General features: G+C 56.7%; 10 protein-coding genes. 6 read left to right on the top strand and 4 right to left on the bottom strand.

The window, feature by feature from the left end; genetic code table 11:
- Positions 1-13 precede the first annotated feature (13 nt).
- On the top strand, positions 14-2281 hold the full coding sequence (clpA, locus tag NAT21_RS14450) for an ATP-dependent Clp protease ATP-binding subunit ClpA (protein ID WP_250939498.1): 2268 nt from the start codon (positions 14-16) through the stop codon (positions 2279-2281).
- A 148-nt stretch (positions 2282-2429) separates the two neighbouring features.
- On the opposite strand, the gene infA is transcribed toward clpA, so the two are convergent.
- The 3 genes from infA to aat all read right to left on the bottom strand — a co-directional run bounded on the left by infA (position 2430) and on the right by aat (position 4236).
- Positions 2430-2648, bottom strand: coding sequence for a translation initiation factor IF-1 (gene infA / locus NAT21_RS14445; RefSeq protein ID WP_250939497.1), 219 nt, complete (start codon positions 2646-2648; stop codon positions 2430-2432).
- A 113-nt stretch (positions 2649-2761) separates the two neighbouring features.
- Positions 2762-3499, bottom strand: a complete 738-nt coding sequence (locus NAT21_RS14440) for an arginyltransferase (protein WP_250939496.1) — start codon at positions 3497-3499, stop codon at positions 2762-2764.
- A gap of 38 nt (positions 3500-3537) precedes the next feature.
- Positions 3538-4236, bottom strand: a complete 699-nt coding sequence (aat, locus tag NAT21_RS14435) for a leucyl/phenylalanyl-tRNA--protein transferase (RefSeq protein WP_250939495.1) — start codon at positions 4234-4236, stop codon at positions 3538-3540.
- A 231-nt stretch (positions 4237-4467) separates the two neighbouring features.
- Between aat and NAT21_RS14425 the strand changes: the two genes are divergently transcribed.
- From NAT21_RS14425 to NAT21_RS14410, 4 genes are all read left to right on the top strand, one after another.
- Positions 4468-7944 carry a DNA translocase FtsK gene (locus tag NAT21_RS14425; protein ID WP_284732823.1) on the top strand — a complete coding sequence of 1159 codons (3477 nt, stop codon included), beginning with the start codon at positions 4468-4470 and terminating at the stop codon, positions 7942-7944.
- 18 nt (positions 7945-7962) lie between these two features.
- Complete coding sequence (lolA, locus tag NAT21_RS14420; protein WP_250939494.1) at positions 7963-8595, top strand: outer membrane lipoprotein periplasmic chaperone LolA; 633 nt, start codon at positions 7963-7965, stop codon at positions 8593-8595.
- Complete coding sequence (locus NAT21_RS14415; protein ID WP_250939493.1) at positions 8592-9926, top strand: replication-associated recombination protein A; 1335 nt, start codon at positions 8592-8594, stop codon at positions 9924-9926. The genes lolA and NAT21_RS14415 overlap by 4 nt, the downstream gene beginning before the upstream one ends.
- Positions 9927-10029: 103 nt before the next feature.
- Positions 10030-10575 carry a hemerythrin domain-containing protein gene (locus NAT21_RS14410; protein WP_250939492.1) on the top strand — a complete coding sequence of 182 codons (546 nt, stop codon included), beginning with the start codon at positions 10030-10032 and terminating at the stop codon, positions 10573-10575.
- Positions 10576-10662: 87 nt separating this feature from the next.
- Here NAT21_RS14410 and NAT21_RS14405 read toward each other — a convergent pair whose 3' ends face one another.
- Positions 10663-11247, bottom strand: a complete 585-nt coding sequence (locus NAT21_RS14405; protein WP_250939491.1) for a DsrE family protein — start codon at positions 11245-11247, stop codon at positions 10663-10665.
- Positions 11248-11481: 234 nt separating this feature from the next.
- On the opposite strand from NAT21_RS14405, the gene murI reads away from it, so the two are divergent.
- Positions 11482-12282 carry a glutamate racemase gene (murI, locus tag NAT21_RS14400; protein ID WP_250939490.1) on the top strand — a complete coding sequence of 267 codons (801 nt, stop codon included), beginning with the start codon at positions 11482-11484 and terminating at the stop codon, positions 12280-12282.
- The last annotated feature ends 22 nt before the right edge of the window (positions 12283-12304 follow it).

Below are 12304 nucleotides of genomic sequence, written 5' to 3'. Positions count from 1 at the left end.
GAAGGGGACTGCCATGTTAAGCAAAGAACTTGAACTGACCCTGAACACGGCGTTTACCGTGGCGCGCTCCAAGCGTCATGAGTTCATGACCGTTGAGCATCTCCTGCTGGCGTTGCTGGACAATGCCTCTGCGTCAGATGTATTGCGGGCCTGTGGTGCCAACATCGACAAGCTGCGTACCGATCTGCAGGATTTCATCAACTCGACAACGCCGTTGATTCCAGAAGGGCAGGATGATCGTGAGACTCAGCCTACGCTCGGGTTTCAGCGTGTGCTCCAGCGCGCCGTGTTTCATGTCCAGTCATCCGGCAAGACCGAAGTGACTGGTGCCAATGTGCTGGTGGCGATCTTTTCCGAGCAGGAAAGTCAGGCGGTTTATTTCCTCAAGCATCAAAGCGTGGCACGTGTCGATGCCGTCAATTATCTGGCGCATGGTATTTCCAAGGTATCCGGGCAGGAGCAGCCGCACCCGGGGCCTTCCGACAGCAGCGATGATGGTGAAGAGGGAGGAGCAGAAAGTGGCTCACATCCTCTCAAGGGGTATGCCACCAACCTCAATGAGCAGGCGCGTCTGGGCAAGATTGACCCGCTGATCGGCCGTGATCATGAGCTTGAGCGTGTCGTGCAGATTCTGGCACGCCGTCGCAAGAACAACCCTCTGCTGGTGGGCGAAGCCGGAGTGGGTAAAACCGCCATTGCCGAAGGTCTTGCCAAGCGCATCGTCGAGGAAGACGTGCCTGAGGTGATCGCTGATGCTGTCGTGTATTCACTTGATCTTGGCGCCCTGCTGGCAGGCACCAAGTACCGCGGTGATTTCGAGAAACGACTCAAGGCACTGCTGGGCGAACTCAAGAAAGAGCCGAACTCGATTCTGTTCATTGATGAAATTCATACCGTTATCGGGGCTGGTGCCGCTTCGGGTGGTGTGATGGATGCTTCCAACCTGCTCAAACCGTTGCTGTCTTCCGGAGAGTTACGCTGTCTGGGATCCACGACCTTTCAGGAATTCCGCGGAATCTTTGAAAAGGATCGTGCGCTGGCGCGTCGCTTCCAGAAGGTGGACGTAATGGAGCCATCCGTTGATGACACCATCCGCATCCTCAAGGGCCTGCGCAGCCGCTTTGAAGAGCATCATCAGCTCAAGTACACCGATGAGGCTGTCGAAACGGCGGTCAGGCTGGCTGCTCGATACATCAATGACCGGCATCTGCCGGACAAGGCCATCGATGTCATCGACGAGGCCGGTGCTCATCAGCGCCTGCTGCCACCGGAAGCGCGGATCGATACCATTGGTGTCGAGCAGATCGAGTCAATCGTTGCTTCCATCGCGCGTATTCCGCCGAAAAGCGTTACCAGCTCGGATCGCAAACTCCTGTCGACGCTGGAACGTGATCTTAAAATGCTGGTCTTTGGGCAGGATGAAGCCATCGGCAGCCTGACCTCGGCCATCAAGCTTTCCCGCGCCGGACTTGGTTCACCGGACAAGCCGGTTGGTAACTTCCTGTTTGCCGGCCCGACCGGGGTGGGCAAGACCGAGGTGGCACGGCAGCTGTCCATGCTGATGGGCATTGAGCTGGTCAGGTTCGACATGTCTGAATACATGGAGCGGCACGCTGTATCACGTCTGATCGGTGCGCCCCCGGGGTATGTCGGTTACGACCAGGGGGGGCTGCTGACAGAGGCAGTCACCAAGGCGCCGCACTGTGTGCTGCTGCTTGATGAGATCGAGAAGGCGCACCCTGAAGTGTTCAATCTGCTGTTGCAGGTCATGGATCACGGCAAGCTGACTGACAACAACGGACGCGAGGCGGACTTCCGCAATGTGATTCTGGTCATGACATCAAATGCCGGCGCAGAGGAAGCTTCTCGACGTTCCATTGGTTTCCAGCATCAGGATCATCGTACCGATGCAATGGAAACCATTCGGAAAACGTTTACGCCGGAGTTCCGGAATCGGCTCGACGGCATCATTCAGTTCCATGCGCTTGATCTGGCTGTCGTACGCAACGTGGTAGACAAGTTCCTGATCGAGCTTCAGGCGCAACTGGACGAGAAACGTGTTCAGCTGGATGTGTCCGATGAGGCCAAGTCCTGGCTTGCTGAGCATGGCTATGATCCAGACATGGGAGCGCGGCCGATGTCCCGTCTGATTCAGGACAAGCTGAAGAAACCGCTGGCAGAGATGATTCTGTTTGGGGATCTTGCGGATCAGGGAGGCACGGTGCGTGTCACCGTCGACGGAGACGATCTGAGTCTGGTGTCGGAAGTGGAGCTTGCCTGAATAGCAAAAATCCACACGCAAAATAAAGCGCCCTGTCGAAAGACGGGGCGTTTTTTGTCAGGCTGGCATGAAAATGATCAGCCTGCAGTCACGGGCGCTTTTCAGGAAAGAGCAGGGCAACGGTACCACGACCGTCCCTGAGGCGGGCTCAGCGTGACCGGTAAACAATACGCCCCTTGGACAGGTCGTAAGGTGTCAGCTCTACCTTGACCTTGTCACCTGTAAGGATGCGGATGTAGTTCTTGCGCATCTTTCCGGAAATATGTGCTGTTACAACATGTCCATTTTCCAGTTCGACACGGAACATGGTGTTTGGCAGCATGTCTATAACGACACCTTCCATTTCAATATGATCTTCACGCGCCATATGCGGCATTTCCTCCGGTTACGTTAAAACGTAGAGTAGCAGGGAAGCCCTCGTTAACAGGTCCCTGGAACAATAGTGCTGCATTTTGCCTGATGACGGCCGGTTAGGCAAAGCTAGCTGCAATCAATCAGCCTTTGCCAGCTGCGTCCTTCAAGATATTCGATGGGACGAAACAGGGTCTTGTAGGCCATTTTACGGTTTCGCTCTATCCAGTAGCCCAGATAGACATAGGGTAGCCCTAGTGATTTTGCCTGCTCTATCTGCCAGAGAACGGCATGCGTACCCAGAGAAAGCCGAGCATGTTCAGGAGCAGGTGAGTAGAAAGTGTAGATTGCTGAAAGGCCATGCGATAGCTCATCCATGGCAGCCACGGCCACCAGCTCGGCGCCGTTTCTGAATTCGATCAACCGTGAAAAATCGTTGTTATGAGTCAGGAAGCTGGCGTACTGCTCCCTGGACGGCGGATACATGTCACCGTCCTGATGCCGTGCGGCGATATAACGCTCATAAAGGAGATAGTGCTCTTCAACGAACGACGCCTGAAGGTTATTGACTGTTAAATACTGGTTACGTTTAAACAGCCGACGCTGTGTTTTATTCGGTGTAAAGTCTTCGACCGGGATGCGTACCGAGAGGCATTCCTTGCAGTTGTTGCAATGTGGTCTGTAAAGGTGCTGACCACTTCGGCGAAATCCCATCAGGGAAAGTGCACTGTAAACATCCTGATTGATGGGTTGTTCCGGATCCATGAACAGCGTAATGGCTTCCTTGTTTTCAAGGTAGCTGCAGCTGTGTGGTGCCGTCAGGAAAAAGCGCAGATCCTGCGTTCTGGTTGTTGTCGGATTGCTCAAGGGGTCACCTTATTTTGCTCCAGCCTGTTTTGTTGTCCTTATGGGACGGCGGTAGCGTCCGGCAGCCATATTGCTCGGGGGCGTGTAGCCTGACAGGGTTCAAGGTAACGTAAAAAATTGTCACGTGCGATAAGACGAGCGCCCAGGGAAGCCAGGTGATTACTGTGCATCTGGCAGTCTATCAATGTCAGTCCTCGAGGCATTCCCTGTGCTACAAGATAGGTCAGCGCGCACTTTGAAGCATCCGCTTCTCGTGAAAACATGGATTCGCCGAAAAAACACTCACCCAGTCCGACACCATATAGTCCGCCTGCCAGTGTGTTTTCGCGCCACACCTCTACGCTGTGAGCGTATCCCTGCCGATGCAGCTCATGGTATGCGGCCATCATGTCATCAGTGATCCAGGTGCCTTCCTGATCGGCCCGGGTCTGGGCGCAGGCTGTCATGACGTCTTTGAATGACTGATTGAATGTGAAGGTAAAGCCGGCATTGCGAAAGCGCTTGGCCAGGCTTCGTCTCGGTTTGAATTCCTGCGGGAAAAGAACCATGCGTGGGTCGGGTGACCACCAGAGGATCGGCTGGTCGTCGCTGAACCATGGAAAAATTCCGTTACTGTAGGCACTGATCAGCCAGTCGGGGGTCAAATCTCCGCCAGCAGCCAGCAGGCCATCCGGTTCTTCCAGAGCCGTATTGACAGGAGGGAAGGCAGCGGGGGAGGGCGGAAGCCATGGCAGCATGACAAGTCTCTGTAGGGTGTCGAGCCCCGACAGGCAATGCATCCACGGCGCATGCCAGTGTTCGGTGCATTTGTCTTTAAAGGGCAGATAACAGTGTGTATTTATTGCAATAAAGCATGCAATCCACTGTGCGACAATACCTGATGGGCCTGTGATACCTTCGCAGGGGCCGGTATCATGTCCACAGTACTTAATGATGACGACATAATCATGGCAACGTGGTGAAGGGGGATGGCCAGGTTGAGTGCCAATAAACGACAGCAAGCTGCGACCGGCAAAAAGAAGCCGGCAAACAATCGCGCCCGGGCAACCCGCGCACGTCAGCAGGCCGAACGTCTGACAGCGCATCTGCACGGTGCTACCAAGGAAGGCGTAGTCATCATTTTGCTGATTGCCTGCGTCTTTATGCTGCTTTCACTGTTCAGCTACTCGCAGACGGATCCGGGCTGGTCCTACAGCGGTACCGAGCAGGAGGTCAGTAACTGGATGGGGCACACCGGAGCCTGGCTGTCCGATGTGCTGTACAGCCTGTTCGGCCTGGGCGCCCTGTGGTGGCCAGGTATGCTGGGCTATGGCGCCTGGCGGCTGCTTCGCACGCGTGAGGCCACGATCGTCTGGGATCCGACAGTGCTTGCGGTGCGGTGCGCCGGCCTGTTTCTGGTGCTGATGGCAACCTGCACGCTCAGTGCCGTACATTTTTACAATCTAGAGGCAGACCTGCCTGCCGGTGCAGGCGGCATACTTGGATCAGGCCTGTCCGCCGGGCTTTATGACCTTGTAGGTCATTATGGCGCGACTTTGATTTCCATCGGATTCTTTCTGTGCGGGTTTCCGCTGTTCACCGGTCTGTCCTGGTGGACCATCATTGATGAAACCGGCCGCCGAAGCTACGCGCTGGTGCGGTGGTGCATGGGGCATATGGGGCTGGCACGAAACCATCTGGCCGAACGACGAGAGCAGCGGCGGGTCAGGCGAGAAGAGGAAGAGCTGACCTATGCCCGTTATGCCGAACGTGATTTTCAGGAAGAGCTTGAAGAGGCTTATAGTCAGGTCGCCGAGGATACTGACGACGACGTTGAAGAGGTTGTTGTCTCCTCGTCACGGCCTTCCCTGTGGCAACGCTTCAAGTCACGTCACGTCGTGCCGGATTTGTATGGCAGTGATCCTGCTGCGCCTGTAGATCATCCCTCAACCGTTACTCGACCAGCCTCCGAGGAAAGCAGTGATATCCCCTGGGAGGCGCCGCTTGCCACGCCGTCGATGCGTCATGATGATACGCGCTCCACGGCATCAGGCAGCGTCGCGTCAGCAGCCCCCAGCCCTTTATCCGCTGAAGCTCCTGCCAGATTAATGCCCGAAGACGATGAGCCTGACGGCCGTGTGTCGCGTGGTCCTTCCCTGTCTGCACGGCGTGATGATGTGGTTGAGCGAGCTGCACGGGTATCGGCGCGTCGCGATGAGGAGCCTGATGAAGTTGCTTCTGCCTCGGTGTCAAAAGATGTGCCTTTCCGAGCGGTTTCTTCTCAGGAAGAGGTGGCCGAGCCTGTTGCTCTCTCGCCAGTCATGCCGGAAACGCCTGCACCTTCGGCGTCATCTCCCCGGCGCGAGTCTGCCCCCATTGTCAGGCCGCGGCGTGAAGAGGTGGCGGATGTCACTCGTCGTCGTGTGCCTGAGCCGGTTCCTGAGCCGATCACCGGTGATGATGACATCGTAACGCCGCGTGAAGCGGCACCTGCCACGGCTGCTACCGATATATCAGGCTCAGGCGAGTTGCGTGCGGACAGGCGCGATGAAGAACTTTCAACCTGGTCCAGCAACCTTCAGACTGCCGATGAAGAGGATGAGTTTGCTCCTGTTGCCATGAGTGCTCGGGATGATGACACCTCTGAAACGGCAGCCTTTCAGGCCGACATCGATGAGGCCCCTGATCAAGAGGCGCCAAATGCCGCTCCTCTTTCGCCTTACGATGATGACATCAGTGTGGCTTCGTCACACATGAACGATACGCTTGAACCGCAACCGCAACCGCAACCGCAACCGCAACCGCAACCGCAACCGCAACCGCAACCGCAACCGGATCAAGACGTAGAGGGTGTGAGCGAGCCCACGGACCGTGACGTACGGGAAGATACCGATAGCCCGATCCTCTGGACCGTGGAGCATTTACAGACGCAGCGACCGGCTGCGGATGGCGTGCCTGAAATTACCGGGGAGATGCCTTCCTATCGACTGCTGACGACGCCGTCGGCGCATGAGCCGACCTATACGACCGAAGAACTCGACGACATGGCCGAGTTGCTGGAAGTGCGCTTGCGTGAATACGGCGTCAAGGCAGAAGTGGTGGATACCTGGCCCGGGCCTGTCATTACCCGATTTGAAATTCGGCCCGCTCCAGGGGTCAAGGTATCCAAGATCAGTAATCTGGCCAAGGATCTGGCTCGCTCACTGATGGTCAAGAGTGTGCGTGTGGTTGAGGTGATCCCGGGCCGGCCTACTGTCGGCATCGAAATTCCCAACCCCAATCGAGCCATGATTCGCTTGCGTGAAGTCATCGATTCCGATGTATATCAGCAGGCCATGTCTCCAGTGACCATGGCGCTGGGTCAGGATATCGGTGGGGCCGCCATCGTGACCGATCTGAACAAGATGCCTCATGTGCTGGTGGCCGGTACGACGGGATCGGGTAAATCCGTAGGCGTTAATGCCATGTTGATCTCGATGCTTTTGAAGGCGACGCCTGATGAAGTTCGCATGATCATGGTCGATCCAAAAATGCTTGAACTGTCGGTATATGACGGCATTCCGCACCTGTTGGCGCCGGTAGTCACGGACATGAAGGAAGCCGCCAACGCGCTGCGCTGGTGTGTGGCCGAAATGGAGCGACGCTACAAGCTGATGGCGGCCATGGGCGTGCGTAATATTGCCGGCTTCAACGCCAGACTCGATGAGGCCGAGAGCCAGGGGGCTCAGGTGCAGGACCCCTTATGGGAACCTCAGCCCTGGGAAATGCACCAGGCACCGCCCACGCTTGAAAAACTGCCCTACATCGTGGTGGTTATCGATGAGTTTGCCGACATGTTCATGATCGTCGGGAAAAAGGTCGAAGAGCTGATTGCACGGTTGGCCCAAAAGGCGCGTGCGGCAGGCATCCATCTGATTCTGGCCACCCAGCGTCCATCCGTGGATGTTGTCACCGGCTTGATCAAGGCCAATATTCCAACGCGTATTGCGTTTCAGGTGTCATCGCGTATCGACTCGCGCACGATTCTGGATCAGGGCGGTGCAGAGCATCTGCTGGGCCATGGTGACATGCTGTACCTGCCGGCCGGTGCGGGAATCCCGGTGCGGGTGCACGGGGCGTTTGTCGATGACGATGAAGTCCATCGTGTGGTCGAGGATTGGAAACGCCGTGGAACGCCCGAATATATAGAAGAAATCCTGTCCGGCGGGGTGACGGCCGATGCGTTGACCGGCCTTGAAGCGGAAGGCGAGGGCGATGATGCCGAGCAGGACGCTTTGTATGACGAGGCTGTCGGATATGTTACCGAGTCACGTCGCGCCTCCATCTCAGCCGTTCAGCGCCGTTTCAAGATCGGTTACAACCGCGCCGCTAGACTGGTCGAAGCCATGGAGATGGCCGGGGTGGTGTCCTCGATGGGCACCAATGGCAGCCGTGAGGTACTGGCGCCACCGCCCGTAGGTCATTAATCAACAAGGAGTGGTCGATTGAAATTTCCAAATGTGATGGCGGCAGGGCTGACTGCCCTGCTGATTTCGCCGCTGGCATCGGCAGACGATAACGATGTTGAACGCCTGACGAAGCTGCTTCAGCCATTGAACAGTTATTCGGCTGACTTCAAGCAGGAAGTGGTAGACCAGCAGGGCATGAGCCAGCAGGATTCCAGTGGGCACATGTGGCTGTCGCGCCCGGGGCGCTTTCGTTGGGAAGTCAATTCCCCTTATCGCCAGACAGTAGTGTCCGACGGACAGAAGGTCTATCTGTATGACCCGGATCTGGAGCAGGTTACCGTGCGGCAGCTTGATGAGCGGGTGACTCATACGCCGGCACTGCTGTTGTCCGGTCAGACAGATCAGCTGGCCAGAAACTACAGCGTATCCAGCCGTCAGCAGGGGGCTACCGAGATCTTTTCGCTGACCCCGAAGTCCAACGACTCCCTGTTTGAGTCCATGCAGCTTACCTTCACCGGTGAGCAACTGGCGGGACTGCAACTGTCGGACAGTACCGGGCAACAAACCGACATTTCCTTCAGTAATGCCACGCCCAATGCGCGTGTGGCTCCCGACAAGTTCAGGTTTTCCATTCCTGATGGCGCTGACGTGATTCGCGAGGGGCAATGAGCGATCTGTTTGCCAGTGACCTACAGCCTGGCCAGCCACTGGCGGCCAGGTTGCGTCCCGAGCGGCTTGATGGCTATATCGGCCAGACGCATCTGCTGGGTGACGGCAAGCCGCTGCGGCGGGCCTTGGAGCATGATCAGCTTTATTCGATGATCTTCTGGGGGCCGCCCGGTGTAGGAAAAACGACGCTGGCGCGGCTGATGGCGCAGTATACAAAGGCACATTTTGCCACGCTCTCGGCGGTGTCATCCGGCGTCAAGGACATACGCATTGCTGCCGAGCAGGCGCAGCAGCGCCTTCACCAGGGCACTCGAACCCTGTTGTTCGTGGATGAGGTGCACCGCTTCAACAAGGCGCAGCAGGATGCATTCTTGCCATGGATAGAAGAAGGGGTCTTCATCTTTGTTGGCGCTACCACGGAAAACCCGTCATTTGAATTGAATAATGCCCTGCTTTCCAGAGCGCGCGTTCATGTACTGAAGGCGTTGTCCGATCAGGAGCTGATAACGGTCATTGACCGTGCTCTTGCCGAGGACGTTCAGTTGCAGGGGCTGGCCATTGAGGTGCCTGGTGATATCCGTGAAAGCATTGCCCGGGCCGCTGATGGTGACGCGAGGCGCGTACTGAATCTGCTTGAAATCTGCGTGGACATGTCTTCGGCCCGTGACGGTGGTGATGGCGTAATCGATCAATCCGTACTGGAAGAGGTGCTCAGCGAGAGTACGCGGCGCCTGGATCGAGGGGGAGATCTTTTTTACGATCAAATCTCCGCGCTGCATAAATCGGTGCGTGGGAGCGCGCCGGATGCTGCACTTTACTGGTTCTGTCGAATGCTCGACGGGGGAGCTGACCCGCTGTACATCGCACGGCGCGTGGTCAGAATGGCCAGTGAGGAAATCGGCAATGCTGACCCACGAGCCTTGAGTCTGTCCCTGTCGGCTTGGGATGTTCAGGAGCGACTGGGGAGCCCGGAGGGTGAACTTGCCGTGGCCCAGGCTATTCTTTATCTGGCCAGTGCACCCAAGAGCAATGCGGTTTACAGCGCCTATAACAAGGCACGTGAACATGTCAGGACGACTGCCGGGCATGATGTGCCATCGCACTTGCGTAATGCGCCGACGGCGCTGATGGCTTCACTGGGTCACGGTGATGGCTACCGTTACGCTCACGATGAACCGCATGCCTATGCTGCCGGAGAGCGCTACCTGCCGGAACCGCTTGAGGGGGCCCGTTATTACATGCCTGTTGATCGGGGGCTGGAAAAGCGTATCAGTGAGAAGCTGGCATGGCTTGCCGAGCTTGATCGAGCCAGCAGCAGGCAGCGGGGGTAAGGTGTGTCGACAGTTACTCGACCAATAGACGGGGACTGTCATCACATATTCATGCAAGCTGAACTAGAATGAATTGCAATGCTATTATTCGGGAGACGCTGTCATGCTAATGCAACTGCGCCAGGATCACGCCAATATGGCCCGCCTGCTTCATGTGTTATCCCTGAAGCAAAAGAAGCTTTCGGACGGGATACGGCCTGATTTTCGCCTCATTCGTGAGGTCGTGGATTACATCCTCGAGTATATGGATCAGTTTACCATCCCGCTGGAAAACCTCTGTGGCGAGCGGCTCAAGGAGCGTAATCCGGAGCTTGACGAGCTGGCTGAGCGGCTGTCAGCTGATTACAAGCGTATGCAGGGACATCTGAAACGCTTGAGCGATGACATAGACATGATTCTGATGGATGCGGTCATGTCGATGGATCAGTTTGCCGATAATCTCAAGTCCTACCTTCAGGAACACCGCGCTTATCTTAAAAGCGAGCGGCAGGAGCTGTTCCCACTGATCACCGAGCAGCTCGATGAGGAAGACTATCAGCAGCTGTGTGCCGCGCTTCCGGAAAATGCACATATCCATCTTGAGCGGCTGCAGGATGATTACCCGGAGCTTTATCGGGAATTCAAGGGGGAGCCCGCCGTAGCGGTGTAGCTGCAGGCAAGGCAGGCAGTGTTGGTGTCATGACATGAAAAAGGGCCGGCAAACATGCCGGCCCTTTTTCATGTGTACTGCCCGGGGTTACAGGTGCTCGTAGGCGTAACCGTCGTTGCCGTAAATGGCCAGTGTCGACAGGGCAGCAGGTGCGATAATGACGTTCTTGTCGATATCGCTGTCTTCAACGCCCAGATGATTCAGGGACTGACCGCAAACAATGACCTTGACGCCGGCATCTGTAAGCGCCTGAATCAGTCCATGGTTCGGGTTGTCACCGCCGGCACGCTTGTCGTACTGCTTGTCATCGAGAATGGTGCGGGTTGCCGGGCCGTGGATAACGGCAACGAACTTGAGATGGTCCAGCGGGACGCCGGAATCACCAAAGATATTAACCGCACGTGCAACGCGGCCAAGGCCCGGATGTACGGCAGTGGTGTCATTGATCGCACTTGTTACGTCAAAGACAACCTTGTAGGTCTTGTCGAGGCTGGGCTGCTCAGCGGCATCAGGACGAGGGAATGTGCCGCCATAACCTTCAATCAGTGAGTAGCTCAATTTCGGAGCTGCTTTCTTATCGCCGTCGTGTGCAACATTGTACGCCACCAGCAACACTGCCATGAGGCAGACGGCTGCGACAATAAACAGAGCATTCTTGCGTGCAAAAGCCATGGTTCATCCTTGTTGTGATGTTTTTATCAGCCCTGACCGGTAGGGGATTCTTGTGGACTGATGTCCTTATCAAGCGGACGGTTATTTTTGCACGAGCCCTGGCATTTTGGGTAGTCCGGAGTGCTCATAATCACTCACCCTGTCGGAAAGAGGGTTGCTTTTGCCGCGCCTGAATGCTGGTATCATGCCGCTTTTACAGTCAGGCAAGGGTAGGTGATGGGACGGCCACGGGTAATGGTATTTGATTCCGGTGCGGGCGGCCTCTCGGTTCTTGACGCGTGTCGACGCACGTTACCGGGCTGTGAGTGGCACTATGTCTGTGATAATGCCGCTCTGCCCTATGGGGTACGTGACGATGACTGGCTGCTTGCCCGCATCGAGGCAGTTGTTACAGCGGCCTTGTCAGTGTGCCATGCACAGGCGCTGGTAGTGGCCTGTAATACGGCCAGCACGCTGGCGCTCTCATCGTTGAGAGCCAGGCTGACGGTCCCCGTCATCGGTACCGTGCCTGCCATCAAACCGGCCGCGCATCATGCCGCCGGACAGCCGCTGGCGTTGCTGGCGACCTCTGCAACGCTCGGGCGTTGCTATACCGCTGATTTGATCAAGGCCTTTGCCGGCAACAGTTGCGTATACCGTGTCGATGGAGATGCCCTTGTCGAGGTCGCCGAGATGCGTATGGCGGGGGAGCGTGTCAGCGATGCGGCCATCCGATCCGTTGCGGCCCGGCTTTCCGACGTGATGGAGCTATCGGCAGTTGTTCTGGGGTGTACTCACTTTCCGCTGATACTGCCATTACTGACACCCTTGTTACCTCGCACCGTTCGCTGGTTTGACAGTGCCGACGCCATCGCCCGGCGGCTTGGTACCGTCCTGTTTGACGTGATGCCCGGCATGCCAGCAGCCACTGGAGGCGAAGCAGGGCCTGTCCGGGTATGGGCGACTGCGCCGCGGCACTCCCGTTTGCATCGCCAGTGTCGCTACAATGGGTTTGACAGCCCGACTGGCCTGAATGTGCCCTTTCCTGTGCCCTGAACATCAATTTTCAGTATGAATG

Origin of the sequence: Larsenimonas rhizosphaerae (assembly GCF_023700005.1) — a bacterium.
GTDB lineage: Bacteria > Pseudomonadota > Gammaproteobacteria > Pseudomonadales > Halomonadaceae > Larsenimonas > Larsenimonas rhizosphaerae.
Note: the sequence above shows the minus strand (reverse complement) of the source record. Positions and strands in the feature narration are given on the sequence as shown.

Excerpts from the sequence above, each read along its gene's own strand:
- clpA (WP_250939498.1), top strand. The coding sequence starts at position 14 with ATGTTAAGCAAAGAACTTGAACTGACCCTGAACACGGCGTTTACCGTG.
- NAT21_RS14405 (WP_250939491.1), bottom strand. The coding sequence starts at position 11,247 with ATGGCTTTTGCACGCAAGAATGCTCTGTTTATTGTCGCAGCCGTCTGC.
- infA (WP_250939497.1), bottom strand. The coding sequence starts at position 2,648 with ATGGCGCGTGAAGATCATATTGAAATGGAAGGTGTCGTTATAGACATG.
- NAT21_RS14410 (WP_250939492.1), top strand. The coding sequence starts at position 10,030 with ATGCTAATGCAACTGCGCCAGGATCACGCCAATATGGCCCGCCTGCTT.
- murI (WP_250939490.1), top strand. The coding sequence starts at position 11,482 with ATGGTATTTGATTCCGGTGCGGGCGGCCTCTCGGTTCTTGACGCGTGT.
- aat (WP_250939495.1), bottom strand. The coding sequence starts at position 4,236 with ATGCTGCCATGGCTTCCGCCCTCCCCCGCTGCCTTCCCTCCTGTCAAT.
- NAT21_RS14425 (WP_284732823.1), top strand. The coding sequence starts at position 4,468 with ATGGCCAGGTTGAGTGCCAATAAACGACAGCAAGCTGCGACCGGCAAA.
- NAT21_RS14415 (WP_250939493.1), top strand. The coding sequence starts at position 8,592 with ATGAGCGATCTGTTTGCCAGTGACCTACAGCCTGGCCAGCCACTGGCG.